This window comes from Priestia sp. YIM B13489 (assembly GCF_042787645.1).
GTDB classification, from domain to species: Bacteria; Bacillota; Bacilli; order Bacillales; family Bacillaceae_H; genus Priestia; species Priestia megaterium.
The window spans coordinates 3633957-3660620 of record NZ_JBHZOQ010000053.1; the positions used below are offsets into that span (position 1 = coordinate 3633957).

Below are 26664 nucleotides of genomic sequence, written 5' to 3' on the forward strand. Positions count from 1 at the left end.
CTCCATTCTTCCTTTTTGTACGAATAAAAAAGTAAGGAGAGATCATATGCAGCAACATCAATCAGCTAAAGAAAAGGCGGGTTTTACTGAGAAACCAGCAGTTTCTGCAACAAATGCACAAAAAGTAAAACAAGAAATCCAAAGAGACGTAAGTGAAGGACAAGGTGCAATGACTTCTCGAGAAGCAGGCGCAATGCGCGATTAAAAATCAATTTGAGCGGTTTTTAATCCTCGATTCTTTGTACAAAAACTAAAAAAGTACCTCGATTAACTGAGGTACTTTTAGCAGTCTACTCTATTTCGGCGCGGGAGCTGCTTTGACTTCGGTTGTTTTTCATCGGGTACATGCTGGTGAAACACAAAGGCAAACATTCTAGTCCCCAATATATAAAAGTCGATTCTGCCTTGTTCACCTGAAAAATAATTAGTTTGTATTTTGTCCCCCGCCATTCAGCCCTTCTTTTATGTACGCATTAACCTGACTATTTGAAAGCAATCCAATATGTCCAATGCCATAAAGTTGAATATTTCTTGCTCCTTGCAGCCTAGAGAGACTATTAGCAACAATTTGATCATTTATGCTGTAGATCGACGTATAAAGAATTTTTTGATTGAGATTTGTACCTGGGAGTGCTGTCGAAGAAACTAAACCATTCGCTCCTCCTAACGTCACGACATTTTCAATCTTATTCCCTCCCCCTAGATATTTAATATAGTACAGCGTATTTGCTCCGCCCATACTATGAGCAACAATATCTACCTTCTTAGCTCCCGTCTCTTTCAACACCTGATCAATGTATCGAGCAAGCTGAGGTCCATTATTCAAATTGTTGCCTGTCTTATCTATAAAATCAATAGCATAAAGATCATTGCGATCCCACCCTTGAGCAATTAAATAGTTTTTGATAGCAATAAAGTTATAGGACGCACCGCTGATTCCATGAACAAGAACAACCGGATTATGATTTGATTCAGCTTTAGCATTCGAAGGCTGAATTCCTAATGCAGATACAACTAGGGATAAAGCAAGAATTAATACGACAAACGTTTTCTTCATTTCTTTTCTCCTCCTCAAAATATGTAAGTAACAACATCTATAGATTATATATAAAAATCCTAATATGGTAAACTTATACTTATAAGGTATTTAAAGTTATATTTATTTTTTATCTATGAGTATTTTTATGACAAAAATCATCACCTAAGCTTTTCTGTAAAAAATAAGGAGGCGAAGAAAGTTGTATTGGATTTATCTATGTTTGGCTATTCTTTTTGAAGTTGCTGGGACTACGACCATGAAATTATCAGAAGGTTTTACTAAAGTTATACCAAGTGTGTTGCTTATACTTTTTTACATTTGTAGTTTATACTTTTTGACATTAACGTTAAAAAGTATAGAAGTTTCAATTGCTTACGCTATTTGGTCGGGTATGGGGATTATAATTATTACGCTAATTGGATTTATGTACTTCAATGAAAGTGTAAGTCTGCTAAAAATCGTTGCTATAGCCCTCATTATTATCGGTGTAGTGACATTAAATATGACCGGGGAAAAAGAAGCTAATGCTAGTAAATCCACTTTGGAAGAACATATTAGATAAAAAGATGAAATATTTAAAACCTTTTTCTCATGACTACAAGCTATTGCGTATTGGGCATTTATTAAAGATTTCGATTTAACATGGCGGGCTTTTAATTTGTACTTGATGATTTACCCTCTATTCTTTATAAAACTATTTATAAAAGATAACAGTAATCAAAAAAAGCACTTTTCCATGTAATAAAGATATTAATGTACATATAAAAGGAACAGATCCCCTTAAGGGGATCTGTTCTTCAAGTTAATCTAGTTGCATAAATTGTTGTAATTTCTTTCTTGTACGTTGCTTGGCTACTATCTTTATCCAATTCCTATTAGCCTTTAAAAAATCAGTGGAGAAACGCCCTTGCTTAAGTTCCATTTATTTAAGGTAATCAATTCAATTTCTTGATCTGCAAAGAAACAAATACCTTTTGCATTGTCTGCAGGATAGATTCTGCTCGTCATCACTTTCTCGCCTTCATTAATAAAAACTTCGATGGACGATTTATCAACAAACAGATGAAGATGCAAGTGATTATCATTTAATCCAACAGATGCTTTTCTTATTCCCCCATCACCTTCACCTGATTTATCACGATTAAAGATAAACAAACTTTCTAGCCTATCATAAGTTAAGAGCGTTTCCTGGTGAGTGTCATTATCTGTTCTCACTTTTATTCCGAACTGTGAAGCAGCTTTTGCGTTAATTTTCACTTCAAGTTCATAACAATCACCTGAAATACCTGTAAGTTCTTGTTCTCCGTTAACCGTGATATTTTTATACTGCACGTGATGTTGACGAAGCTGCTTAAGCTCTGGAATTGGTTTACTAATTATATTCCCTTGTTTAGTAGAAAGCTCACGCGGAATAGTCATTGCGCCTGCCCAATTGTGTTTTTGTTCAGGCATGCTGCTTTCCCACATAGCCATCCACGCTATCATAATGCGTCTGCCATGTTCATCTTCTGTCGTTTGAGGAGCATAAAAGTCAAACCCGTAGTCCAAAAGCTGAAAGTCTTCATGTTGAAGCAGCCCTGTTTGATAGTCTAATTTCCCTTTTACATATCCAGCTTGATGCAAGTTATGATAGAGATCTCTTTCCGGTTTTACTCCTTGAGGTGACATAACAAGCACGTCCTGTCCTTCGAGACTAAAAAGATCTGGACACTCCCACATAAAACCAAGATTTCCTTGGCTTTTGGCCATTACATTCATAAACTCCCAATTCAACAGATCTCTTGAACGGTACAAAAGAACTTGCCCTTCATGATCCTTTGTACGTGATCCAAGAACACAATAATAATAGCCGTCTTTCTTCCATACTTTTGGATCTCTAAAATGATGAGGATGAATATCCCCTTCAGGCACTGAATCAATAACTGGATTTTGAGGTACTTTATTAAAATGAACGCCGTCTTCGCTTACAGCAAGACACTGAACCTGTCGTAAGTCCGTATCATAGTTATCCCCTGTCCACACATTCCCTGTGTACATTGCATAAAGCTTTCCGTCTTTTTCAATTGCACTTCCTGAAAAACATCCATCATGATCGTATTCTTCACTCGGAGCAAGAGCGATAGGAAGTTGTTCCCAGTAAGTAAAATCTTCACTTTTTATATGCCCCCAATACATCGGCCCCCACTCGGGAGAGTAAGGATGATGTTGATAAAATAAATGATACTCACCTTTATAAAAGCTGAATCCATTTGGGTCATTCATCCAGTATGCTGGTGTAGACACATGATATTGTAGTCGCCAATGATTCTGATCAACAGACTCCTGCTCGTTTAACACAAATTCCATTGCCTTTGAGATTTTTTCTTGATGTTGATTTCTTAATGTTTTCAAAAGATTTCGCCCTGCCTTTCTATACGTGAAGGAGTCAATTGTGATAAAAAGAGATTAAAATGATGAATCAATTTCACAAACAATGGACTCGTAAGGTCGTAATTTTATCTGATTTAGGTGTAATTCTAAATGTTCATAGTTGGATAAAATAACATTTTTTATATTAAAATCTAAGCTTAGAGTTAACTCTTTATTATCAAAGTTAGCAATCACCGCTATTTTTTTATCGTTCAACTCTCTCGTGTAGGCCATGATTTGCAGGCTATCTTTAAACCTGTCTTCGTATTTACCAAAAGCAATAATATCTGAATATGGACTGCTTTTTCTTAAACTAATTAACTTTTTATAGAAATAAAATAAAGAATTACGATCTTTTAAAGCATTCTCGACGTTAATAGAAGAGTAATTAGAATTTATCTCTAGCCACGGTGTACCTTGGCTAAACCCTGCATATTCAGAATGATTCCACTGCATAGGTGTTCGAGAATTATCACGACTGCGTCTCCAAATCGCTTCTAATGCTTCCTCTTTTGAGAATTCTTCTTTCAGCGCAGAGTAATATTGATCGATTGAAGCCAAGTCATTATAATGCTCAATTGATGGATACTCTACATTTGTCATTCCAATTTCTTGCCCTTGATAGATAAATGGTGTCCCTTTTAATAAGAAATAGACGGTAGCTAACATTTTAGCTGGAATAGGTCCTATATCTTCTGGTTTAATAAATTTGTTTAAAGAACGAGGCTGGTCATGGTTTTCTAAATAAAGCGCTCCCCACCCTGTGTGGTTATAGAACGTTTGACTGTCAGAAATGGTTTTTTTGAAATCAAGTAGATTCCAATTATACGGTTTATACCATTTTCCTTCTTTTCCTACATCTAAATCGACATGATCGAACTCAAAAAGCATACTAAAATGTCCGTCTTCTCCCGCATAAATAGGCAGTTCTTTGTGTGATACCCCAGGTGCTTCTGCTACGGTTAAGATACCAGGTGAAGTAAAAGCTTCTTTACGTAGTTCACTTAAAAATTCATGAATGCCTTGTTGATTGGTTTCAATTACATTCATTCCATCATGCGAATCATCAAAGTCTTGTCGTTTTTTTATAAATGTAATGGCATCTACTCTAAAGCCGCTAATTCCTTTATCTAACCACCATCTGACCATTTTATAAACGGCATTTCGAAGATCAGGGTTTTCCCAATTAAGATCAGGCTGTTTTTTAGAAAATGCATGAAGATAATACTGTCCGGTTTGTTCATCATACTCCCAGCACGAACCGCCAAAAATAGATTTCCAATTGTTAGGCGGAGTCCCGTCTTCTCTTCCGTTTCTCCAAATATACCAATCTCTTTTAGGATGATTTACATCACTTTTTGATTCTATGAACCATTCATGTTCATCCGAAGTATGGTTAACGACTAAGTCCATAATAATCTTTATATCTCTTTTTTTAGCTTCATGAATTAATAGATCCATATCTTCCATAGAGCCAAATTCCTCTGCAATTGCTTGATAATCAGAGATGTCATATCCGTTATCGTCCATTGGTGATTGATAAACTGGGCTTAACCAAATAACGTCGATACCTAACTCTTTTAAGTAATCTAATTTTTGAATAACTCCTTTTAAGTCACCAATTCCGTCACCATTAGAGTCATAAAAACTTTTCGGATAAATTTGATATACAACTGCTTCCTTCCACCATTGTCTATTCTTTATTGTAGCGCTTTCTTCATTCATTCTTTCACTTAGTTGAACCATTTCTATCAGCTCCCGTATTTTTATATTAAAATTATGTACTTATTCTTTGTTTGTATGGTACCGATACCATATTTGGTTAAAAAAATTTTTGCTATTAAAAAGTCTGATATGACTCTTCTTCCTTAAGATAAATTCATTGTATTACATCATGGGAACGGTTTCAATAACTTTTCTGAAAATTTTTCAAAAAAGGTGAGAACGAATAAATTCAGTTCTCACCTTCATCTGTTATCTGCTATTACGTTGAACTTCGAACAACCAGCTCGATTGGAAGTTCAAAAGTTTCCACTTTTACTTCAGAATCATTCAACATATCAATAAGAGTTTCCATTGCTTTAATCCCCATCTGATCAATAGGTTGTCGTATAGTTGTTAGCTTTGGATCTAACATTTGTGCAAGAGGTTGATCATCAAAGCCAATAATAGCCAAATCATTAGGTATTTTTAGACCGCACTCTTTGGCTTCAATCATCATTCCCCCGGCAATTTCATCACTTCCTGTAAATATAGCCGTTGGACGATCCTCCATTGACAGGATTTTTTTAACTACTTGTTTTCCGTCTTCGATACTGTGTTGATTAACAAAAATCCACTTTGGATCCGGCTCGATCCCTGCCTCTTGAAGTGCTTTTTGATAACCTTGATTACGGTCCTTGTCCTTGCCTTCCTCTGCAAACAATCCACCTGTACAGTACCCAATTTTCCGGTGGCCTTTTTCAAGTAAATGCTTTACGCCTATATATGCACCCTTGTATTGATCTAATCGAACAATTGGAACATTTGCGTTGTTTACATATTCATTGCATAACAAAATAGGACCAGATTCAGTAAACGATTCTATGATACTCCAGTCATTTTCAATAGAGGTCATAATAATTCCGTCAACTTGCTTTGTTTTTAGTAAATTTAAAAAGGCCAATTCTCTCTCTTTATCTTCATTACTTTGAAAGATTAATACGTGATAGCCGTTTTTATAAGCAACTTGTTCAATTGAATCGACTAAATAAGAGAAAAATGGATTTACGATTCTTGGTACAATAACACCAATTGTAGTCGTTACCTGTCCTCTTAACTTTCTTGCCGAAGGGTTCGGGGTATAGTTAAGCTCTTTCATTGCTTTTAGCACCAGATTTTTTTTCTCTTCTGAAACATATGAATGATTGTTTATAACACGGGAAACGGTTGTCTTTGATAACCCCGATAATTTTGCTACGTCATATATGGTAGGCATTTATTTATCACTCCATCACTAACTGAAATCAGTTTCATACTTATTTTACGTTAAAAAAGAGCCAAAATGCAATGAATGAATTCGTTTGCATCTCTATATCATGTGTTCAATAAGAATACCAGTAAAATCGCTGTGACTCTTTAAGACAGAACCTTTTTATATAAAATGTTTCATGATTAATAAACCAGCATACTTAAAAGCAGTTATTTCATAAGTAAGAAACCAGTACCACACTAAAAAATACATTACACTTAAAAAAACCCTTTTTAAAAGGGTAGTTTTGTTAATTATTTTCTTATTGACATATGAAATCGGTACCATATATAATACAATCAAATCGAAAACGCTTTCTAAATAAAATTTAGATACATAAACAGCAAAGGGGATTTAAATATGCAAAACAATAAACTTTACTGGAAGCTAAGCAGTTTCTTTTTCTTGTTCTTCTTATCTATTGCCTCTATTTTCACTTTTTTTGCTATCTGGTTGGGACAAAGCCTTAACCTTTCCGGAGCACAAACGGGTATTGTTTTTTCTGTAAACGCTATCTTCACTATGCTTTTCCAACCGCTTTATGGATATATCTCTGACAAATTGGGGTTACGAAAGAATTTATTATACTTTATTTCAATTTTAGTTATTTTATCTGGACCATTTCTCATTTTCATCTATCAACCTCTTTTAAACTGGAATTTTTGGATAGGAGCCCTGACAGGCGGGTCTTATCTTGCCATCACTTTTTTAGCTGGTATCTCAGCTATCGAGTCATATATCGAAAAAGTTGGCAGAAAGTATGAGTTTGAATTCGGTCGTGCAAGACTTTGGGGATCAATAGGAGCCGCCGTGGCAGCTGCTATTGGTGGACGAATGCTTAACATTAACCCTGATATCAACTTTTGGATTGCATCGGGATCAGGCATTCTCTTATTACTTGTTATTTTCCTTACAAAAGTAGAAGTATCCACTATCGAAGAAAAGAAGGCAAAGTCCCTTTCTGTTCAAGATTTGGGCAGTTTATTTAAACGAAAAGATTTCTGGATTTTTATGATTTTTATGCTCGGGACGGGCTGTATTTATAATGTCTTTGACCAGCAATTTCCTGTATATTATGCCTCTCTGTTTCCAACAGAACAATTAGGAAACCAAATATTTGGTTACTTAAATGCAGGTCAGGTCTTTTTAGAGTCCGGTATGTTATTAGTTGCTCCATTCATTGTCCGTAAAGTAGGTCCTAAAGGAGGTTTAGTTTTAGCGGGAATCATTATGATTTTGCGCGTGATAGGTTCAGGTCTAGTATCAGACCCATACAGCATTTCATTTATTAAGCTTCTTAACGCACCAGAGTTTGCCATTATCATCGTTTCTGTGTTTAAATATCTGGCTACACATTTTGATACAAAATTCTCTTCAATTTTATATTTGGTTGGCTACCAATTCGCGATGCAGCTAGGGGCCGTTATACTTTCTCCTATCGTAGGAAACCTATACGATTCAATTGGTTTTCGTCAAACATACTTAATCATGGGGGTTATTGTCACTATCTTTACTCTATTTGGTGCATTTCTTTTAAGAAACCAGAATCAAGCATCTAAAGATAGGAACGATTCAAAACTTACTGCTTAGAATCAGGAAAAATATAATAAATAGGCTTAAAACTCCAAAAATATCTTTTAGGGTGTTCCTATTATTTGAAAGCCTTCGCTATAATTAGCAAAGGCTTCTTTTTGGTGAGTTTCTTCTATTATAAAGTGATCTTTTTTATAGTACTTTCATATTGCTTTCTTACTTTATAAAATATTGTTTTCTTCATATTTTCTTCTTTCATGACTTGTACAGTTTTGTTTTAATTTTATTTCCATCATTTATAAACTTCCGTAAACTCCTGGCTAACTTTAGCTTTAGGTCTTTCAAAAGTTATCCTCATGTTTAGCGCAGCCTCAATTTTCTCTCCTCGATGCTTGCAAATACAATCTCTTTCTTTTAGGAGTACCAAAAAAGAATTTTCAGAATTAAATCCGTAATAAATGTTCCAAAACTAACCTAGCCTTATTACTGAGCTGTATCCAACAATAGCATATCCAAGACTGTAATAGCTGCCTCACCCTCTTTTTTGATGACATTCTACTCTTTACAGGCTTTCTTTTTTATTACAACCAAAACGATCTAACCAATAAAGATATTGGCAGGTTCATTCAATCTAAATTCAGTTATCACATTGTAGTAACTTTTATGCTTCGTTAGTTACTTTCCTTTGTAACAAATTAATGAAGGAAAGAAGAATGAATGTATAAAAAAGTAATATAAGGAAAAATTACTAGTGAATATTGGAAAAACCAATGTCCTCTTCATTCGATGACATTCAAAAGTGGAGGGTTATTAAAATATGAACAGCGCCTGGAATCGCCTGATAAAAAAAGCCAGAAAACCAAAAAAAATGCCCCTTCAGTATGAAGAAACCACTTCAAATGACGAGACTCTTCATTCATCTTTGACTGAAAACCTGACAAAAGTAAAGAACTCTTTAGGGAATAGTGGAGATTTAGTGGTTCGAGATTTCAAAATGGGAAAACCCTTTTTATGTAAAGTAGCTTCTATTTATATAAATGGATTAACGGATAAAGAAATTTTAGGAAACTCCATTATAGAAAGGCTGATGAACGATGTAGAGATGGTTAAAGAGGAAGCCCCTTATGGACCAATCGAATTAGGGATGTACATAAAAGAACATATATTAACTATTACAAATGTGGGAGAGATAACGAATTTCGATAAACTTTTTTTCCATCTTTTATCCGGCGAAACAATTGTCTTAGTTGATGGATGGAATCAAGGCTTTGCCTGTGCGGCGCAAGGAGGAGATCTTAGAGCCATTTCGGAACCCGTAGCAGAATCGTCCGTTCGAGGCCCTCGAGATAGCTTTACAGAGTCCCTTATCACTAATACGGCAATGATTCGTCGTCGTATTAAGAGTCCAAACCTCTGGTTAGAAACGAAGGAAATAGGAACAATCACGCAAACTGGCGTTGGGATGATGTACGTAAAAGGAATTGTCAATGATAAGCTTCTTACAGAAATTAAAGAAAGATTAGGTAAAATGGAAGTAGATGAAGTTCAAGGCTCTAATACAATTGAAGAATGGATTTCCGATGAAACCTGGACCCCTTGGCCCACTGTTTTTATCACAGAACGCCCCGATGTGGTGGCAGGAAATCTATTAGAGGGAAGAGTTGTGATTTTTGTGAATGAAACACCTACGCCTCTCATTGTCCCTGCGACTTGGAATCAATTTTTCCAAACGGCGGAGGATTATTATTTGCGTTGGACAATGTCTAGCTTTTTGCGCATATTGAGAATCATTTCTTTTTTAATTACTCTTCTTGGCCCATCTTTATTTATTGCGTTTCTTTCATTCCATCCAGAATTAATTCCAACACCGTTGCTGATTAATTTGGCAGCCCAACGTCAAAATATTCCATTTCCCATTATTATAGAAGCGCTATTGATGGAATTTACCTTTGAAGTATTGCGAGAAGCTGGTGTTCGTATGCCGCGTCCCGTTGGTCAGGCTGTTTCCATCGTCGGGGCTCTTGTATTGGGAGAAGCAGCTGTTTCAGCTGGGATTGTTTCAAGCGCGATGGTTATTGTCGTGGCAGCTACGGCTATCGCAAGCTTTACCATTCCTCATTATGCAATGACAGATGCTACTCGTTTACTTCGGTTTGGAATGATGATTTTAGCTAGTTTTTTTGGATTATATGGTATTGGATTAGGAGTAATCATGTTAGTAGCTCATACGTGCAGCTTGCGTTCCTTTGGTATTCCGTACTTAGCTCCTTTTGCTCCTGCCATTTTAGCTGATCAGAAAGATTCCATCTTCCGTTTTCCTTTACCTTTTATGTCTAAACGCCCCCGTTTAATTAGTCAGGTGAAAACGAAGCGAACAGACACTAATAAAGATCGCGGTCCTTCACCAAGGGAAGGAAAGATGAAAAATCAAGAATCAAAGAGGGATTCTGATGAGACATAAATCATTGATGCTTCTTTTGCTTTCCGTATTGTTAGTCTTCTTGTCAGGATGCTGGGACCGCGAAGAGCTACAGCAGCTAAGTATCGTTTCAGGGATGGCTATTGATAAAGGCAGTGACAAAGTAAAGAACAGATATAGAGTTACGGTTCAAATTATCAATCCTTCACAAGTAGCTGGTGGACAACAAGGAGGAAAAGTTCAAGCTTCGCCTGTGACAACCTTTACTGAAACAGGAAGTACCCTTGCTGAGACCCTTCGAAAGATTTCAACAAAGTCACCTGGAGAGCTTTTCTTTCCTCACCTTCAAATCTTAGTTATCGGCGAGAAGGTAGCGAAACAAGGAATTGAAGATTTATTTGATATGATCGAACGGGATAGCCAGTTTCGGGTTCTTTTTCCAGTTTTAATTGCAAGAGGACATATTACAGCGAAAGAAACGCTAGAAGTCACAACATCTTTAGAAGCCATCCCCTCTGCAAAGATTAGTGATGCTTTAAAATCTTCTGAAGAGGACTGGGGAACCTATAAAAGTACGCGTGCAGATCAAGTGATTCAGGGGCTAAAAGAAGGAAGTGTAGTAGTCACAGGGGTTAAGATTAACGGGGAGAAAGAAAGTGGGAATGCGACAACAAATACACAACAAGTTTCTCCAAGTGCAAACATTGAAATTAAAGGGATTGCTCTTTTTAAAAATGGAAAGTTAAAAAAATGGTTGGATGGGCCTCCTGCACGAGGAGTGACATGGATTACGAACGAAATGAAACGAACCGTGATGAATCTTAATTGCGGAAAGAAAAAGGATGCCATCGCAATTGAAATTTCGCGTTCCAAATCGTCTACCCATGTAACATTCAAACATCAGAAACCCGTTATCTATATTACAGTTCGTGCAGAAGGAACAGTCTTAGAAAATAATTGCTCTATAGATCTTGCCAAATCACAAGCACTTGGCCAACTAGATGAACAATTAGAAGAAGAGATTAAACAGGAAATACTATTGACAGTAAAAAAAGCTCAAAAGCAAAAAAGTGATATCTTCAATTTTGGTGAAACGGTTAATATAGCAAATAAACATGTGTGGAACAACATTCATAATTCATGGGAAAAAGATATTTTTCCGAAAACAGAAGTTCACGTGAATGTACAAGCTATTATTCGCCGGACAGGTATGACAACCAAGTCCTATATAAACAAATAAAATAATCATAAAGGGTAAAGAAAGGAGTTGAGAGACGAATGGAAAAAGCAAAATTAAGTGTCATTCAACTCTTTGCTCTTATGTTTATCTTCGAAATGGGAACAGCATTGATTGTTAGTTACGGAACAAATGCCAGAAAGGATGCTTGGCTTGCTATTCTGTTAGCCTTGTGTGGAGGAGTCGGATTATTTTACATCTTTTACTTTTTATATCGTCAATATCCCAATTTGCTCTTCACTGGATATATAAGAGAAATATTTGGTAAGTACTTTGGATGGATAATTGGTTTGCTATACTGTCTTCACTTTTTGTATATTTGCGGAAGGAATGTACGTGAATTAGGAGATTTATTGGTTTCATCTACCCTGTCGGAAACTCCTTTACTAGCCATTAACCTTACGCTTGTACTTGTGATATGCTACGTCATTCATCTCGGGATAGAAGTAGTAGGGAGAACAGCAGAAGTATTTATTGTCGTTTTACTCTTACTTGGAGCGGCAGGGAATTTTTTTGTTCTTGTATCAGGAGATGTTGATTTTCACCAGATACGCCCCGCTCTTGAACACGGATGGCAGCCTATCTTCACCACGGCTTTTCCCCACCTGCTCATTTTCCCCTTTGGCGAAATGATTGCTTTTACAATGCTATTACCATATTTAAATCGTCCTCAATTAGTAAAGCGAGCATGGTTGGGGGCTGTGATTTCAAGCGGGATGATTTTAAGCTGGACCGTTTTGTTAAATACATCGGTTCTGGGTATAGATGTGATGGAGAGGTCCGTATTTCCTACGTTGACAGCAGTTGGAAAAGTCAATCTATTCGATTTTATTGAAAGATTAGATGCAATTGTGGTGTTCACTCTGCTGATTACCGTCTTTTTCAAAGCATCTATTTATCTATATGCCGCGGTTATAGGAATAGCTGATTTATTCAAATTAAGAACGTACCATCAAATTCTTTTCCCAACCGGAACTATTGTCATTTTTTTATCTCTCACTATGGCCTCCAGTTTTTCGGAGCAAGGAGAAGAAGGCTTCCTTAATCATTATCTTTCGATTGCTCTTCTAATTGTTGTTCCCATGATCATGCTTTTAGTTTCTGTTATCCGCAATCATTTTGCAAGAAACTGAACAAGCAACGGGTTTAAACTAGTTTTATTACCAATCATTATGAAAACTTTTAGCAAACAATTAAAAAAGTCAAAGATAAGACATAATAAAGAAAGGAGACGCCTCAAAGATGGAGAAAGCAAAAATAAGCGTTACACAACTCTTTGCCCTTATGTTTATCTTCGACTTGGGTACTTCTCTAATTGTAAGTTATGGAATCCCCGCCGGTAAAGATGCCTGGCTTGCTATCCTTCTAGGAATGGGAGGAGGCATACTCTTATTCTTTATTTACTATATGTTATTTCGTCAATATCCGACCATTCCCCTTACTGGATATGTTAGAAAAATATTTGGTGAATTCTTTGGCTGGGTGCTTGGATTATTATACTGTTTGTTTTTCTTGTATATTGCAGCTAGAAATGTACGTGATTTCGGGGACTTATTGACTTCGTCTACTTTACCAGAAACACCATTACTAGCAATTAACCTCTCGCTTATTCTTGTTATGTGTTATGTCATTTATCTAGGGATAGAAGTAATAGGAAGAACAGCAGAAGTATTTATTGTCATCCTACTATTACTTGGGCTAGGAGCTAATTTCTTTGTTCTTGTATCTGGAAATGTTAGTTTAAATCATATTCGCCCCTTTCTCGAACACGGGTGGAAACCCGTTTTAACTACAGCGTTCCCTCCTGTCGTATCTTTTCCATTTGGTGAAATGCTCGTATTTACGATGCTGCTACCATATTTAAATCGTCCTAAACTAATAAAAAAGGTATGGGTATCTGCATTAATTTCAAGCGGATTGATCCTAAGCTGGACAGCTGCTCTAAATATGTCGGTGCTAGGTTTGGATGTAATGCAAAGATCTACATTTCCTACCTTAGCTACGATTGGAAAAGTTAATCTATTTGATTTTATTGAAAGAATGGATGCAATTGTAGTTTTTACCCTGTTAATGACCGTTTTTTTCAAAGCATCTATTTTTATGTATGGAGCTATCCTTGGAATTACTGATTTATTTAAGGTGAAGAACCGCCAGCAAATCATTCTTCCCATGGGCTTTGTTTTGATTTTCCTTTCCATGACAATAGCTTCCAGTTTTTCAGAACATTTAGAAGAAGGGTTTATTATTACATTAAAATACCTTCATGTTCCTTTTTTGATTGTTATTCCTTTGTTTATGCTGGTTGTCTCCCTCATTCGGAACTATGTGAAGAAAAAAACTAATTAGGACGGTAGCGTTTCTCTTTTTTTTTAATAATCATAAAAATTTGTTGGCTAATGACAATAAGAAAAAGTCCAGCTAACATGATATATTCAGCATTACTCATTACCCAAAAAGGGTTTAGAAGGTGCAGAAATGAATCATAAAAACTAAAACCTAATAGAAAATCCATTAGCAAGAGGTTTAAAGTAGATAATAAAAAGACAATACTTATTGCTAGAAAAATCTTCATGTTCTTCCCTCCTTTAATTTAAAGTAAATATATTATTTGTCAAAAATAAAGTTTTTAATAATAAACCTTATTGTTTGAAATTAAAGGAAAGGCGTAAGATAGTAATATCTTGTGTAAATGAATAAATACAAAAAGGAAGGACTTTTCTTAGATAATTAAGTGACTTCAACCCTCCTAAAGAAAGTAGGTCTTCCTATGAATGAGTTTATAACAGTTGTTGTTCAAGCTTTATTCCCTAACGAAGGGTAACTGCATCCTTTCTTGTTTCTGTATAGTCAGCGCCTTGCGACAAGATCTCATATTGATTTTAATTAAGCTCGCACAGAACTAAAAATGATGGTTAAAACAAACTAATGAGTAATTTCTATAAGAGAAGAAAATTCATTTTATATAAACCTATTAATTACCTCTTAATTTTCGCCCCACAATTTTTACGTTAGAACCACAAATAAACCAGTAGAAAGATTCATAATATATACATCTTTAAAGATGTATATATTATGAACCTTTTAAGACAAAAGACTATTTTGTTTGCAATGATTTTAGTAAAGCCGCCTGTAATTCTATAAAAGAGAGCAGCATATATAGATAAACAAATTCAACTATACAAGTAATGTTTTTTATAAACTGATTCATAAATATTTTCATATCTTTTAGTCCCTTCATATATAATTCACCCTTCTGGAAATTGAAAAAAGTATAGAGAAGAAAGGATTTTAAATTATTTATTTTAAGCAATGTAATACTTATTATTAATCTGGATAAAATTATTCAATTAGGTTCGTGAAAAATAAGTTCTTAGTTCACCTATAATCGTTTCGTTTCTTGTATTAATATCTTTTTTCTTCTTTTATAAAGATCATCTCGAATTTCTCGTGTAAGAACTCCATCTTCTATTTTTTCTGCAATATCCATTAATCTCTCAATATCAGAAAAAGAATACCTACGGGTACCAGAGCAGGTACGTTCACGAAAGATAAGTTTTTGAGTTTCATAATAACGAATTTTTCTCTCAGACAATCCGGTCATTTCAGTAACAGTTTTCATAGTCATTATTTTTTTCTCTCGATATAAATAATTATTCTTCAAATATATCCTCTCCTTTATCTATTTGATTGGTTTTAAAATAATAAAGAATAAGTAAGTATGTATGTTAGGAATAATAAATCTAATCTAATATCTAAATTTTCAAATAATTATACCTACAATAACAACAAATTATACAAATAATCTACAACTTGGTTATAATTCCTAACACGACTATTTAATTAGTAGGAGTATATTTATTAGAGAGTAGTTACAAGATTCCCTAATCCTTAATGGATAATACAGAAAAATATTCTTAGTTTAACAATCTAAAGTTATATATGTTAACTAAGAGTGTATAGAAGATACATCCTAAAAACAAAAAGGCTACTGCTCCCGAACAGTAGTCTTGTCTGTTTACACGTAACCTTATACGGAATAATGATGATTTGCATCACCCTTAGTAGCATGCTCGGAGGATTACACATTAATTTATTAAGAACGTTTTTCTAATCATCTAATCTTTTACGATCGTCTGCTTGGGGAGGCTTTTCCATCCACTGATTATCAATCATATCTTTCCCAATACGGCTATAAATCCACAAGCTATCCAAGGATGCCTTTTCACAGTGTGCTGAAATATCAGCTCTCATACTTGCAATGAGAGCTGCGTTATAATAAGTAACTGCTACACCAAAAAGGAAACCTGTTTGGAGAAGCATAAGCCGATCTGAAAAAGGAGAAATATTGGAATTTGTAACCTCTGTGTCGCATGATTTAGGCAGATGAAGATTATCTTTGGTTAATAAGGATGCAAACACATCAATGTGTTTGTTTTTTACTTGCAGGCTTTTTTCTAATAATGCTCGTACGTTTTGATTTTTTGAAACTTGTGAAAAGCCAAGGATCATCGCTTTGGCAATAAATGTTTTGTTTAAATTAAAATAAGCATGTCCACTTTCTATTGTATTTATCGGCCTCTGTTTACCGAATACATCTGTTACATAGTGGTAGTGTTCAATCATTTCCCCCTTGTTCGGTGTTATGTAAGTAGGTGGTTGCTGATAAAGTTGCTTTGAAACAAGAAGGTCCTTAGCTTTTTTATAAATCTCCATCGCATCAAGGTTGCATTGATAATAAAAATCTACAATGTCTGGGCGTAAGGAAGTCGTAAATGATAAACTCATTTCATTATGTCCGTGTGTGCTCATCATATAAAGGGATTTAAGACACAAAACATCCGTAAATAGAGGAGGAGCTTCTAAGTTTACGTCTTCTTCTGTAAATCCTTTAGGAATAGGAAACTTCTCTTTCTTAAATAATGCTTTTAAAGCATCTATGTGTTTAAGTGAATAGTGAAGAGCCGTTTGAAAAAGGCTATGTATCTCAGGATCTTGAATCGTGTGAAGCATATATTTATTTACACATACAGATAATGTTTCACGGATATAGTGTGTCCATAAATTTGCCATTTCAGGAGATGTTAATCGATTCTTTTTTTGCAATTTTCTGTTCCTCCGTATTCAAGCCATTTTTTCTTAACTTCCCCTTCTTTTAAGCTTTCATACAAGTTAGCTTTTCTTTTAATATTTCCTCTAAAAAAGAAAAAGCTGCTCAAATGAGCAGCTTTTAAAAAACACATACTTAATGAAAGATGAGGAATTGGGGTTCCTATGTTCTTAGTTTGCCCACAAACTCGAATTTTATTCTTCTTCCTACCTATTCATGCTTACGATGTTCTCCGTATAATGATTTATCATAAACGGAGTCACCCTTTGCAAAAGGAGAATCTTCTCTACTTCCTAAGAACTGATTTGTTTTTGTCTCTCTATTAGCTTTTACTAGCAATAATACTTTTCCTTTTTGCAGATCATCTGCATAAGGTCCTGCTTCTGTAAGAGGGACACCTAAGTTAATTAAACGCTTTTCTACTCTTGCTTTATCACTACGAATCTCTTTAGGGTGATCTGGTGAAAACATATGTTTAATTTTATCCATAATCGACTCATCTTGGTGATTTTGTGCTGTGGTTTCAACTTTCTTTACGTCAATTCCCTCTCTGCTTTCTACTCTCGAATAGTCCTCTTTATCGATATCTTTGCTGGTTACAAGAGAAAGGTCCTTCTCTTGAAAACCTTGTATCTTTAAGTTTTGAATAGCAGTTACAATAGCTTCTTCATTATCATACGTACCTATCACATTTTTTGTCATGAGCAGTTCCTCCTTCTAGTAAAAAAATGGTTTATATCAATTAATTCGTTTATGGTACTTGTAATACCCTGGCCTCTTTTTCTAAAACATTCAAAAAATTAGACAATCATTGTTTAGATAGATAGCCCTTACGGAAACGGCAGCACCAAAAGTTCGCAAAGTATTAAAAGCAATTCAACGAAGCTATGGAGCTTCATGAAAGGATCGCTCATTATATGATTGATAATGAAATGTATCCTGCCTATGCTATTAAAGAGCAAGTATGAATCGCTTGTGACACCCCTATTGATTTCCATGCAAGACTTCGCTTTCAACGGGCGGGTGCTAGAAGCAACAAAACATATGAAACCTACGTTTACCATCATAATAAAAAGATCCGAACGATGAACCGTTCGGATCTTTTTAAAATACGTTTGTCTCAGCCTCTTTTTAAGGGAAGGTTTAGTTGAAAAAAATCAAGATTAATTATTGTTTTGTTTATATTCTGCATCAAACGAGTTTTCACCGGCATGGACAGAAAGCAAGGTATCAGCATAGCCAACTAGCCTGTTGACAAGCTCATCTGCAATTGCATATACAAGAGGATGGGTTTCTCCTTTAAATAGTGCTGGATCATCTAAGATGACTGTAGTGTTAATAAACACATCTCTATTTCCATAAAGGTTATAATGAATCATTGCTTTCCCTGCAGCTCCACCTGTTCTTGGATCTTCATAACCTGGAAGAAATACGTACCATTCTTCTGCTGTAGCAGACCGGAAATTTTTCGTAAAGGTCATTCCGTTGATCACTTTTTCAATCCGCATTTTTTGCTCCAAATGAGCTGCATCTACAATTTTCTTCTTCATAACGCACTCCTCATCACATTAGCTGAATTCTCCGTCAGCAGGCGTAGCCTCTACAGCGATTTGATAAGCATCTAAAATGGAGTCACGTTCCTCAGGGTCGGTCAATCCAACAAGATATTGTTCACCCTTTTCATCTTCAACGCGCATCAACAGCGCTTCCCCGTTCGATTGCAGCAAAGCATAAGTCTGATTTCTCATATCAAATAAAGCCTCAACTGCATATTGTTTTTCAATACCTTTTTCATCTTCAATGGTTATAAAATCTCTTTCCCTACTCCTCACTTCTCGTTCACCTCCACTGAAAATCTTCCCGGTTACTTTACCCGTTCTTCTCTGCTTCTATAATTGTATAAAATGAAATTCAATAGCCACGGCTCATATGGAGTTTGGTTATGGATATAAGTTATTTATTCGTCTATTGGAGAGTAAAACTTTAAGAAATGATTAAAAAAATGTTTTTACGATATCGTGTTGTGAATGACATTCATGGCAATAACAATTAATTTCTAAAGCATCTTCTGTGAGAGTATGTATAGTTTCTTTTCTGCACTTTTTACAGTATTCTTTTTTCTGACGTGTCTTTGACAATATAACCTCTTCCTCTCTTGCATTTTTAATTTTATGTTTAGTATAAAAATAACCATTGATACGGTATTTAAAGAGGATTGCAACAGCAATTGCAATCCTCTTCTCACATGGCAACTTTTAGATAACAAGGAAATGAAACATCTAATCCCACTTTTTACAGGGTCGGTTGTTTCTAAAAATTAGTATGTCAGCTTGATAAGGAAATAAACATCCATAAACTACCATGTATATACTTCTTGGCCTCTAGGAAACTTAAGAAAAACAAGGAGGTGACACAACATGGCAAACAACAACAGCAGCAACAACAATGAATTATTAGTATACGGTGCTGAACAAGCAATCGATCAAATGAAATATGAAATCGCTAGCGAATTTGGTGTAAACCTTGGTGCTGATACAACTGCACGTGCAAACGGATCAGTAGGTGGCGAAATTACAAAGCGTCTTGTGCAATTAGCTGAGCAACAACTTGGCGGCGGACGTTTCTAAGACAACTTTATAATGTGATGGCTGAAGGAAGAGTGGGTCTCCACTCTTCCTTTTATTATGGACATTTTCTACTTATCGTCATAAGCAGCAAGCCACATAAAGCATGACAAAACAAAAAACTGCCAAAGAAGGCAGCTCTCTGTATAACAAGGGTATTGTAACTAATGCCCTTATAGGCATCTTGAATAGTATGTGTAAAATAGTAGATTGTATTCACTGATAAAATTCCTTTTTTATATCTAGAAGAATAATAAAACATGATATGGAGACGTTAAGTGTGTGCATAGTAAGAAAGGTGGCACATTGCTATGAATATGTTAAGGAGGATAACAATGGGCATTTTAAGTGGAAATCCTACAGATGAACCGATGCATTACGGTGAAGTATTTGGAACATGGTCGTTTCTTTCTGCTTCAAAAGGATTAGTAGCTGGTTATCAAACGTTTCTAAATCATGTAGGAGACAAGGATCTACATAAGTTGGTACAAGAAACGATTGAACAATGTCAGCAGGAAATGAAAGGTGTAGAAAAGCTATTAAAAGAAAATGGAGTGGCTTTACCTCCAACTCCGCCTGAACGTCCAGAAGCTTGTTTAGATGATATTCCAGTAGGTGCACGTGTTCAAGACCCCGAAGTTGCTGCGGCTATTTCACTGGATATAGCTGCTGGTCTAGTTGCTTGCAGTCAACTGATTGGCCAATCTATTCGCGAAGATATTGCAACAATGTTTGGTCAAATTCACATGCAAAAAGTAGCTCTTGGTGGAAAGTTTTTGCGACTTAACAAAGAAAAAGGCTGGTTAGTTCCACCACCTCTTCACAAGTCAAAAAACACGGATTGTTAATCATAAAATTCGTATAAAACATCAAGATTTCACATTAAGTCAATCCTACAAGAAGGAGATGCTAATTAATTCCATATTAGTACCTCCTTCTCATTATGAATAAAGAGCAATCATAAGAGCAAACTACTGTTTATTTTAACTCTATTAGATTTACCTTTCTTATTTAGAAAGCCCCCAGACTCAATATTGATTTCTCTACTTAATGGGTACACCAACGGAATAATTGACAGATTTGTTATTACTCATAAGATCATTAAATATCCAGCATGCTATTTTCGAAAAGAGTTCTTGATTCATTAAATAAAAACTAAATTGAATACCTTTCTATATCTTGAACAAACGAGTCAAATCGCCGTGAAGCATTTAACCACTTCTTTATTAACATAATACCATTTTTCAGAAGCAACATGTAAAAAAGCTCTTTATGGAAAAATAAAGAGCTTTTTCTTGTCACACAACTCTTCATTTCGATAAAGATTAGGTGGATATCAATGAACTGTATAAATTAAATAAACAAGACCATATTAAATATGGATGATAGGTATAAAAAGTATATTTTTTCGAATCTATAGGAGATCGTAAATGAATAATTATAAAAATGACAATACTGCAAGACGCTATATTGCTCATGTCAGTATATTTGGAACGACGCAAATCCATTTAAGAAACCCCTATATTATCGCTTGGTGGTCAGCAGCTTTTCCTGGTTTTGGGCACCTACTACTGTCTAAATACCTTCGCGGCTTTGTGTTATTTGTATGGGAAGTCGTCATAAACCTTAAATCTCATGTGAATTTAGCTATGATTTATTCTTTTCAAGGAAACATTGATATGGCCAAAGACGTGCTTAATACAAGGTGGCTTCTTATTTATATTCCCGTTTATATTTTTGCTATATGGGATAGTTACCGAACAACCGTTGATTTAAATAAAATATACGTGTTAGCTGAACGAGAAAACCATCGGTTCAACACCTTCAGTATAGGAGCCATGGAAATAAACTATTTAGATAAACGGAATCCCATCCTGTCCGTTTTCTGGTCCTTGGTGATGCCAGGTCTAGGACAACTCTATATTCATCGCATCATTGGTGCTTTCTTTGTTATCATTTGGGCAGTCATTTTCTTTTATTATTCTCACCTGCTTGAAGGAATTTCTCTTCTATTTTTAGGAGAAATAAAACAGGCTACTTCCGTTTTAAATAAAGAATGGCTGTTATTTTTCCCTTCCCTATATGGTTTTGCTACCTTCGATTCCTATATAAATACGGTTGAGAATAATAAACTTGCTGAAAGAGTGCAGAAAAACTTCTTTGAAAAAACATATCAACATCCAAGCTTTTGTATTGCGAAAGGAAAAAAGGTGGAGTGAAAACATGCAGGTCTTTTCTACATTTGAATACTCCAGTTACATAGAATTAGCTGTTTCAGAGCTAGAAAAAAAAGGGATAAAAAAAGAAGATATATTTATTGTCCCTCTTAATAATCGAACGGAAGATCGACGGATTTTTGATAGCCTCCATCGAGCCGATGGAGTTTCTCTTATTGATCTAGGAATGGCTCTAGCCACAGCCTTTTCAGTCATCGGTGCAAGCATTGGGTTTAAACTAAGCTGGGGCCCCATCTACTGGGGAATAATTAGTGCTTTTATCGGATTTATCTTAGGACTAGGAATTAAACTATTTATGTTTAAAGTAATCAGGAAAAATCAACGGCTCTCACGCGGCAAACATTCGGAAGTCATACTCATTGTTGATTGTCGTACGGTGGACGCCGAAGTGGTTGAACAAACTTTGTGGAAAAACCTTGCCTTAGGTGTTTCAAAAGTCAGATCTGATGGCTTATAAAAATAAGTCATCATCGTACAATATAATGGCCAAATACAGGATGAATGAATTACTATTCAGGATTAGAGATAACTTTCTTGACGCATGGAGAGAGAGCTTCTGGTTTTAAACTGTATACTCTTTAGTCAGCATAATGTCATTTATCAAAACCCAAAAAGCTTTTAAAAAAAGCTTTTTGGGTTCTAATGTATGTTAAATGCCATTCTACCATCCTCTTTGATTTCTTAATGTCGTAATATGAGCAACGTGATGCTTTCCATGCCAGGCATAAGTAGCTATTAATTGCTCAATCGTCACTTGTCCGTTTTCAGGATGGTAGATCATTTTCTTCAAATCTTTTTCATCAAGTGAGTTTAACAATTTATGAAGACGCTTATGTAAAGCTGAAAAAAGTTGGAGCGAAATTTCTATAGGTAAATCATTATCAGGAAGATCCGACCAAGCCACTTCATCATAGGCCTTAATAGTAGGCTCATGTTCTGTTAAACCTAATTTAAAACGAGTATAAGCATTCATATGGGAGTCAGCTAAATGATGGACAACTTGACTTAATTTCCAACCGCCTTCTCGATAAGGCGTAGCTAATTGCTCTTTAGTCAGTCCTTCTACAGCATCAGCTAATTGCTTTGGTGCATCTCCAATGTCATGAATCCACCCTTGAATATCTTCTGGCTGAATATTTTCTTTCACGATAAATTTCCCAATAGGATATTGATTAAACATATTTTTTCCTCTCTTTCTATTTTTATTAATATCTATAAAAACAATAAACATATAGATAAACTTGCCGTAAAATTAAGTTGAGGTGAGTAAATTGAGCAGTGGTTATAAAAGCTATTTCTACAAAAAGTTCTTTTTAATATATTTTATTACCCTTTCATTATTTATTATCGTTGATATTATAGACTCAGAAAGAATTACACTTTTTTCTTTTGAAGACAGCTGGAATTTTATTTTGTATCAAATTGGTTTTTGTTTAATTTCGATTGGCTTTATTAGCGCATTCATTACAAACTTATTATGGAAAATGAAAAAAGATACGTAATTAATTAAAGGTTTAAAATAGAAAATGCATACTACATATGTTTCTAATTAACATAAAATCTCCTACTTTATATTAAGCTTTATTATTTAAATACTGAGTAAGTAAATGAACTGCGCTGTCTTGTTTTTTCTCTACTGCAACCTCTAAAGGTGTTTTCCCATCATCTTTTTGTATCTCGATATCTGCACCTTTTTCGATGAGAAGTTTAATCATATTTTCATCTCCCAGTAACGAGGCTTCATGAAGGCTAGTCCATCCACCGCTTTGTTTTGCATTTACATCTGCGCTTTTTGTAAGCAACAAGTCTACAGCTTGAATTTGCTTATTTGCTACTGCTGCATGAAGAGGCATGTTTTCATTCGAATTTTTAGCCTTAATATGAATATCCGCCCCTAGCGACAACAATAACTTGACGCTATCCACTTGCCCAAAATAACAAGCTAAATGTAAAGGCGTCCACCCATCTGAATTAAAAGCGTTAAGTAAATAAAGATGGCTCTTTATTTAATAAAGCTTTTATCTCTTTACTTTCTCCATTCACTGCAGCATTTGTTATTTGATTAATATATTCCATTTCATATCCCCCTAATATATAGAAATAACTTGATTACATTTCCATTTTATCACAGGTTAGTGGATGAACACGATATACAAACTTAGTTATATAAGTAAGGTGGAGAGTGGATATGAAAACAACTAATAGCGAAGGGTTAGACGTCCAATGGTATGGCGTAAAGATTCTTTATAAGTACTTAGTAGAAACAACAAATAAGGAGCCTTAAATAAGGCTCCTTATTTGTTCTCTATTTACCTTTGTTTTTTAAGAATAAAAGCCCAGGCACCCTATTAATTACACTGCATCTGTCATTACATATAAATTGGATGGAGTAATTTTATTTTCTAAAATTAAGTATGGATGACATTTCATTAAAGCAAGTTTAAGAACTTCTGGTACTCTCTCTTCATCATACGCGCATACTAAATATAATCCGCCGTTATTCACCAATTTGTCTGCTTCATTTTCAAACTCTTCTAAAATAGGTATAATCCCTTCTTGCTGTCCCCATTCTACATGAGCCCATATTTGAAAAGACGTATTGTTTTTATAGAAAGGCTCTAAATGTTTAGAAAGATGTTCAAAAATTATGGAAGGCTGAAAACTGCCACTTGAACAGTAATAATCAAAATTATTAATGGTATGTATATATGTTAATTGATCTTGAGTTAAAATTCCCTCTAATCTTTTGAAAATCAGCGGAATTAGTCTTTCACTTTCTATAACTAAGGTATGTCTCTCCTGTTCAATCCCCGAAACAATATAAGACACAAGATTGTCTAAGTAACTTCTCATATCATCAATATTATAATAAATATGAACGCTTTCATTATTCTGTATCAATTGAGCAAACTGATTTTTCAAGTGTGTACGCTCCCTTATATAAAATCAACCTAAATTTTAAGACTCTTAAAATAGTAAATTGTCTATTCATTAGAACAATTCTACGCTTTGCATTCTTGTCTGTCAAAATTAGATATTTTCCCCTTTGTTGTAAATGAGATAACGTTTGCGCCAGTTATATTGGCGCTTTGGCTAAAGAATACTTTACCCTTCTCAAATACAATTAAAACTTAATAAGAAATAATGAAAGAATTAAGTTCATTTATCTCTTTATTCGATAAATTCTCATGTAGCATTGATAGCAGTATTAGCCATTTATTTTTTACTTTGTATAACTTTTAAAACTAGTTACTACAAAATACAAAGAAAAAACGCCACTTGCTTTAGTAAGTGGCGCCTTTTCTTTTAAAATATTTGAGTAAAAGCTACAATTAAAATCGTAATCCCACTTATTAACGTTCCAAATTGACTCAATGTAAATTTTCCAATTTGAACATTTGCGGCTTTTTTCCCCACCATTACTCCTAGCCATACGGTTATAAAACTGCCAAAGGCTGATGTAAGCGAAATAGCTAAAGGCGATAAACCAAGCAAACCTGCTCCCAGACCGTTTGTAAGTGCATTTGCTGAAAGTGCAACACCTAGGACACTGCTTTCGATCCAACCAATATATCGTACGTTTTCTTGACCACTACTATCTAATTCATCACTTCCGTTATTTCTTTGAGATCCAACTAATAAAATAATGCGAATCCCGATTAGCGTTAATAATACGACGGCTACAATAACATGGAACACTCCTGGCAAGATGGTTGAGATCCACCTGCCAAACATAATCCCCACCATGCTAAAGAGGAAACAAATAGCCGCTATCAGTAAATTAGAAAGCCATTTTATCCTTACCTTTCGAACTCCGTATGATATTCCTACACCGAAGTTATCTATACTCGATGATAGTGCAAAACCTAATATGAATAACCATTCCATTTTGTATTCTCCTTTTATTGATAATGTTGAGGAGATTTGCTTCCTTGTTGCATATATTGTTGATAAACCTTCAATAAAATGATTACTGCGCGTTGAAAAATATAAAGAGGTGAACCGCTATGTCTAACATCCAAAATGATCAAAGCCTTGGTTTGTTATTAAGGTCTTTATTAAAGGAAAATGCTTTATCTATGCGGAAACTTAGCTCACTTACGGGGATTGATACGGCAACTATCTCACGGATTATAAATGGAAAACAGCAAGCAAATCTACACCATTTAAAACAATTTGCGCACTATTTAAATACTCCTCTTGAAGCATTAATTGACCCTGCTGGAGCTGCTTCAAACAATACAGAAAATGAATTAGAAACAGGCATTCATTACCCCATTGATAAAATTCAAGAAATACTTAAATCTTTTAATATAGTAGATACAAACTTCACGATTGAACGTGTCGAACAAGAACTAACAAAATATAAGCAATATGCACAGACAGACGAAGGTAACAGCATGATTCTAAATAACTTTCAAACCAAAATAGAGCAAGTCGGCAGCGTCGGAACCTTTATTGATCAATTAAAGCAAATGTATCTTGAATATTGTGATGAAAAAACATCAGCTGCCAAGCGCTCCATATTGGGAAGTGCGCTATTGTATTTTATTTTGCCTACCGATATTATCCCAGACTATGTCTTTCCAATCGGCTATTTAGACGATGCAATAGCTGTACAACTGGTAATGAATCAACTTACGGACTAAAAACTGAGTTTTATTAAGGGAACTGAACGCGGTATGCCCCTATTTACTGTGAAAACGGAACTTTTTCTGAGTAATGAGCAGGTAAATACTCTATTGCTTTCTTTAATTTAAATAATTCCTTTGGCACAATCTTTTTGATGATTTTTTCTTTTTTATATGGCTTGCATGACTCATGATTACATCTATGCGCACACATTCCTAAAGGAATTTTCTCTCCTAAAAATGGATCTATATAAAATCCATTTTCAAACAGCTTACTCTTAATAACATTTTCATTTTGCAATCTGCAGCAAGTAACGCAATAGTACATTCGTTTTCCACTCTCTTTCTTATATTTGATTTTGAAACATCTTATGAGAACTCATCAACAGAAGTGCTTGTTCCTATATTAAAAATTGAA

Annotated in this window: 28 protein-coding genes and 1 pseudogene; 14 read left to right on the top strand and 15 right to left on the bottom strand. The window is 34.9% G+C overall.

The window, feature by feature from the left end; all coding sequences use genetic code 11:
- Positions 1-46 precede the first annotated feature (46 nt).
- The gene (locus ACFX4W_RS24535) at positions 47-205 is read left to right on the top strand and encodes a hypothetical protein (RefSeq protein ID WP_165575916.1); all 159 of its coding nucleotides are present in this window, start codon (positions 47-49) and stop codon (positions 203-205) included.
- Positions 206-424: 219 nt separating this feature from the next.
- Here the strand turns inward: ACFX4W_RS24535 and ACFX4W_RS24540 are convergent, their stop codons facing one another.
- A complete protein-coding gene (locus ACFX4W_RS24540; protein WP_043978647.1) occupies positions 425-1057 on the bottom strand; it encodes an esterase/lipase family protein in 633 nt (210 codons plus the stop codon).
- A gap of 181 nt (positions 1058-1238) precedes the next feature.
- Here ACFX4W_RS24540 and ACFX4W_RS24545 point away from each other — a divergent pair, with 181 nt between their 5' ends.
- Positions 1239-1601, top strand: coding sequence for a DMT family transporter (locus ACFX4W_RS24545; protein WP_016765090.1), 363 nt, complete (start codon positions 1239-1241; stop codon positions 1599-1601).
- A gap of 42 nt (positions 1602-1643) precedes the next feature.
- A complete protein-coding gene (locus tag ACFX4W_RS24550; protein WP_372482312.1) occupies positions 1644-1781 on the top strand; it encodes a DUF5360 family protein in 138 nt (45 codons plus the stop codon).
- A gap of 140 nt (positions 1782-1921) precedes the next feature.
- Here ACFX4W_RS24550 and ACFX4W_RS24555 read toward each other — a convergent pair whose 3' ends face one another.
- The 3 genes from ACFX4W_RS24555 to ACFX4W_RS24565 all read right to left on the bottom strand — a co-directional run bounded on the left by ACFX4W_RS24555 (position 1922) and on the right by ACFX4W_RS24565 (position 6425).
- Entirely contained in the window at positions 1922-3430 is a 1509-nt protein-coding gene (locus tag ACFX4W_RS24555; RefSeq protein WP_116733208.1) for a glycoside hydrolase family 32 protein, read from the bottom strand.
- 54 nt (positions 3431-3484) lie between these two features.
- Positions 3485-5194 carry an alpha-glucosidase gene (locus ACFX4W_RS24560; RefSeq protein ID WP_043978644.1) on the bottom strand — a complete coding sequence of 570 codons (1710 nt, stop codon included), beginning with the start codon at positions 5192-5194 and terminating at the stop codon, positions 3485-3487.
- Between the two features lie 238 nt (positions 5195-5432).
- Positions 5433-6425 (bottom strand): LacI family DNA-binding transcriptional regulator, encoded by a 993-nt coding sequence (locus tag ACFX4W_RS24565; RefSeq protein ID WP_165575914.1) that lies wholly within the window; start codon positions 6423-6425, stop codon positions 5433-5435.
- Between the two features lie 393 nt (positions 6426-6818).
- Here ACFX4W_RS24565 and ACFX4W_RS24570 point away from each other — a divergent pair, with 393 nt between their 5' ends.
- The 5 genes from ACFX4W_RS24570 to ACFX4W_RS24590 all read left to right on the top strand — a co-directional run bounded on the left by ACFX4W_RS24570 (position 6819) and on the right by ACFX4W_RS24590 (position 13993).
- Positions 6819-8048: an MFS transporter gene (locus ACFX4W_RS24570; RefSeq protein ID WP_043978639.1), complete on the top strand. Its 1230-nt coding sequence runs from the start codon at positions 6819-6821 to the stop codon at positions 8046-8048.
- Between the two features lie 760 nt (positions 8049-8808).
- Positions 8809-10452 carry a spore germination protein gene (locus tag ACFX4W_RS24575; protein WP_043978636.1) on the top strand — a complete coding sequence of 548 codons (1644 nt, stop codon included), beginning with the start codon at positions 8809-8811 and terminating at the stop codon, positions 10450-10452.
- Positions 10442-11650: a Ger(x)C family spore germination protein gene (locus ACFX4W_RS24580; RefSeq protein ID WP_043978632.1), complete on the top strand. Its 1209-nt coding sequence runs from the start codon at positions 10442-10444 to the stop codon at positions 11648-11650. Before ACFX4W_RS24575 ends, ACFX4W_RS24580 begins: the two co-directional genes overlap by 11 nt.
- A 38-nt stretch (positions 11651-11688) precedes the next feature.
- Positions 11689-12780, top strand: a complete 1092-nt coding sequence (locus tag ACFX4W_RS24585) for a GerAB/ArcD/ProY family transporter (RefSeq protein ID WP_043978630.1) — start codon at positions 11689-11691, stop codon at positions 12778-12780.
- A 109-nt stretch (positions 12781-12889) separates the two neighbouring features.
- Entirely contained in the window at positions 12890-13993 is a 1104-nt protein-coding gene (locus ACFX4W_RS24590) for a GerAB/ArcD/ProY family transporter (RefSeq protein ID WP_043978628.1), read from the top strand.
- Here ACFX4W_RS24590 and ACFX4W_RS24595 read toward each other — a convergent pair.
- The 6 genes from ACFX4W_RS24595 to ACFX4W_RS24620 all read right to left on the bottom strand — a co-directional run bounded on the left by ACFX4W_RS24595 (position 13986) and on the right by ACFX4W_RS24620 (position 18586).
- Positions 13986-14219 (bottom strand): YczF family membrane protein, encoded by a 234-nt coding sequence (locus ACFX4W_RS24595; RefSeq protein WP_162214793.1) that lies wholly within the window; start codon positions 14217-14219, stop codon positions 13986-13988. The genes ACFX4W_RS24590 and ACFX4W_RS24595 overlap by 8 nt on opposite strands.
- An 807-nt stretch (positions 14220-15026) precedes the next feature.
- Entirely contained in the window at positions 15027-15308 is a 282-nt protein-coding gene (locus tag ACFX4W_RS24600; RefSeq protein ID WP_280560101.1) for a MerR family transcriptional regulator, read from the bottom strand.
- A gap of 446 nt (positions 15309-15754) precedes the next feature.
- Positions 15755-16750 (bottom strand): DUF3231 family protein, encoded by a 996-nt coding sequence (locus ACFX4W_RS24605; RefSeq protein WP_280560102.1) that lies wholly within the window; start codon positions 16748-16750, stop codon positions 15755-15757.
- Positions 16751-16964: 214 nt separating this feature from the next.
- Positions 16965-17456, bottom strand: coding sequence for a general stress protein (locus ACFX4W_RS24610; protein WP_237074227.1), 492 nt, complete (start codon positions 17454-17456; stop codon positions 16965-16967).
- Between the two features lie 461 nt (positions 17457-17917).
- Positions 17918-18304 carry a hypothetical protein gene (locus ACFX4W_RS24615; protein ID WP_237074226.1) on the bottom strand — a complete coding sequence of 129 codons (387 nt, stop codon included), beginning with the start codon at positions 18302-18304 and terminating at the stop codon, positions 17918-17920.
- Between the two features lie 18 nt (positions 18305-18322).
- Positions 18323-18586: a DUF1292 domain-containing protein gene (locus ACFX4W_RS24620; protein ID WP_162214795.1), complete on the bottom strand. Its 264-nt coding sequence runs from the start codon at positions 18584-18586 to the stop codon at positions 18323-18325.
- 585 nt (positions 18587-19171) lie between these two features.
- Here ACFX4W_RS24620 and ACFX4W_RS24625 point away from each other — a divergent pair.
- The 4 genes from ACFX4W_RS24625 (at position 19172) to ACFX4W_RS24640 (ending at position 22072) form a co-directional block, all read left to right on the top strand.
- Entirely contained in the window at positions 19172-19381 is a 210-nt protein-coding gene (locus ACFX4W_RS24625; protein ID WP_013058446.1) for an alpha/beta-type small acid-soluble spore protein, read from the top strand.
- Positions 19382-19713: 332 nt separating this feature from the next.
- Positions 19714-20226, top strand: a complete 513-nt coding sequence (locus ACFX4W_RS24630; protein ID WP_043978612.1) for a DUF3231 family protein — start codon at positions 19714-19716, stop codon at positions 20224-20226.
- A gap of 582 nt (positions 20227-20808) precedes the next feature.
- Complete coding sequence (locus ACFX4W_RS24635) at positions 20809-21597, top strand: hypothetical protein (RefSeq protein WP_098966682.1); 789 nt, start codon at positions 20809-20811, stop codon at positions 21595-21597.
- Between the two features lie 4 nt (positions 21598-21601).
- Positions 21602-22072 carry a membrane protein gene (locus ACFX4W_RS24640; RefSeq protein WP_043978608.1) on the top strand — a complete coding sequence of 157 codons (471 nt, stop codon included), beginning with the start codon at positions 21602-21604 and terminating at the stop codon, positions 22070-22072.
- Positions 22073-22276: 204 nt separating this feature from the next.
- On the opposite strand, the gene ACFX4W_RS24645 is transcribed toward ACFX4W_RS24640, so the two are convergent.
- Positions 22277-22795: a YfiT family bacillithiol transferase gene (locus ACFX4W_RS24645; RefSeq protein WP_043978606.1), complete on the bottom strand. Its 519-nt coding sequence runs from the start codon at positions 22793-22795 to the stop codon at positions 22277-22279.
- 82 nt (positions 22796-22877) lie between these two features.
- Here ACFX4W_RS24645 and ACFX4W_RS24650 point away from each other — a divergent pair, with 82 nt between their 5' ends.
- Positions 22878-23117: a hypothetical protein gene (locus ACFX4W_RS24650; protein ID WP_237074225.1), complete on the top strand. Its 240-nt coding sequence runs from the start codon at positions 22878-22880 to the stop codon at positions 23115-23117.
- 72 nt (positions 23118-23189) lie between these two features.
- On the opposite strand, the pseudogene ACFX4W_RS24655 reads toward ACFX4W_RS24650, so the two are convergent.
- The 3 genes and pseudogenes from ACFX4W_RS24655 to ACFX4W_RS24665 form a co-directional block, all read right to left on the bottom strand.
- A pseudogene (locus ACFX4W_RS24655) lies at positions 23190-23691 on the bottom strand (ankyrin repeat domain-containing protein).
- A gap of 276 nt (positions 23692-23967) precedes the next feature.
- Complete coding sequence (locus tag ACFX4W_RS24660) at positions 23968-24537, bottom strand: MEDS domain-containing protein (protein ID WP_043978602.1); 570 nt, start codon at positions 24535-24537, stop codon at positions 23968-23970.
- 384 nt (positions 24538-24921) lie between these two features.
- Positions 24922-25503, bottom strand: coding sequence for a manganese efflux pump (locus ACFX4W_RS24665; RefSeq protein ID WP_043978600.1), 582 nt, complete (start codon positions 25501-25503; stop codon positions 24922-24924).
- Positions 25504-25622: 119 nt separating this feature from the next.
- Between ACFX4W_RS24665 and ACFX4W_RS24670 the strand changes: the two genes are divergently transcribed.
- Positions 25623-26264, top strand: a complete 642-nt coding sequence (locus tag ACFX4W_RS24670) for a DUF1232 domain-containing protein (RefSeq protein ID WP_043978599.1) — start codon at positions 25623-25625, stop codon at positions 26262-26264.
- A 43-nt stretch (positions 26265-26307) separates the two neighbouring features.
- Here ACFX4W_RS24670 and ACFX4W_RS24675 read toward each other — a convergent pair whose 3' ends face one another.
- Positions 26308-26574, bottom strand: a complete 267-nt coding sequence (locus ACFX4W_RS24675; protein ID WP_043978598.1) for a DUF3973 domain-containing protein — start codon at positions 26572-26574, stop codon at positions 26308-26310.
- Positions 26575-26664 lie beyond the last annotated feature (90 nt).

Coding starts and splice junctions, on each gene's coding strand:
- ACFX4W_RS24535 (WP_165575916.1), top strand. CDS start 47: ATGCAGCAACATCAATCAGCTAAAGAAAAGGCGGGTTTTACTGAGAAA.
- ACFX4W_RS24540 (WP_043978647.1), bottom strand. CDS start 1,057: ATGAAGAAAACGTTTGTCGTATTAATTCTTGCTTTATCCCTAGTTGTA.
- ACFX4W_RS24560 (WP_043978644.1), bottom strand. CDS start 5,194: ATGGTTCAACTAAGTGAAAGAATGAATGAAGAAAGCGCTACAATAAAG.
- ACFX4W_RS24565 (WP_165575914.1), bottom strand. CDS start 6,425: ATGCCTACCATATATGACGTAGCAAAATTATCGGGGTTATCAAAGACA.
- ACFX4W_RS24570 (WP_043978639.1), top strand. CDS start 6,819: ATGCAAAACAATAAACTTTACTGGAAGCTAAGCAGTTTCTTTTTCTTG.
- ACFX4W_RS24575 (WP_043978636.1), top strand. CDS start 8,809: ATGAACAGCGCCTGGAATCGCCTGATAAAAAAAGCCAGAAAACCAAAA.
- ACFX4W_RS24580 (WP_043978632.1), top strand. CDS start 10,442: ATGAGACATAAATCATTGATGCTTCTTTTGCTTTCCGTATTGTTAGTC.
- ACFX4W_RS24585 (WP_043978630.1), top strand. CDS start 11,689: ATGGAAAAAGCAAAATTAAGTGTCATTCAACTCTTTGCTCTTATGTTT.
- ACFX4W_RS24590 (WP_043978628.1), top strand. CDS start 12,890: ATGGAGAAAGCAAAAATAAGCGTTACACAACTCTTTGCCCTTATGTTT.
- ACFX4W_RS24595 (WP_162214793.1), bottom strand. CDS start 14,219: ATGAAGATTTTTCTAGCAATAAGTATTGTCTTTTTATTATCTACTTTA.
- ACFX4W_RS24610 (WP_237074227.1), bottom strand. CDS start 17,456: ATGACAAAAAATGTGATAGGTACGTATGATAATGAAGAAGCTATTGTA.
- ACFX4W_RS24615 (WP_237074226.1), bottom strand. CDS start 18,304: ATGAAGAAGAAAATTGTAGATGCAGCTCATTTGGAGCAAAAAATGCGG.
- ACFX4W_RS24625 (WP_013058446.1), top strand. CDS start 19,172: ATGGCAAACAACAACAGCAGCAACAACAATGAATTATTAGTATACGGT.
- ACFX4W_RS24630 (WP_043978612.1), top strand. CDS start 19,714: ATGGGCATTTTAAGTGGAAATCCTACAGATGAACCGATGCATTACGGT.
- ACFX4W_RS24635 (WP_098966682.1), top strand. CDS start 20,809: ATGAATAATTATAAAAATGACAATACTGCAAGACGCTATATTGCTCAT.
- ACFX4W_RS24640 (WP_043978608.1), top strand. CDS start 21,602: ATGCAGGTCTTTTCTACATTTGAATACTCCAGTTACATAGAATTAGCT.
- ACFX4W_RS24645 (WP_043978606.1), bottom strand. CDS start 22,795: ATGTTTAATCAATATCCTATTGGGAAATTTATCGTGAAAGAAAATATT.
- ACFX4W_RS24665 (WP_043978600.1), bottom strand. CDS start 25,503: ATGGAATGGTTATTCATATTAGGTTTTGCACTATCATCGAGTATAGAT.
- ACFX4W_RS24670 (WP_043978599.1), top strand. CDS start 25,623: ATGTCTAACATCCAAAATGATCAAAGCCTTGGTTTGTTATTAAGGTCT.
- ACFX4W_RS24675 (WP_043978598.1), bottom strand. CDS start 26,574: ATGTACTATTGCGTTACTTGCTGCAGATTGCAAAATGAAAATGTTATT.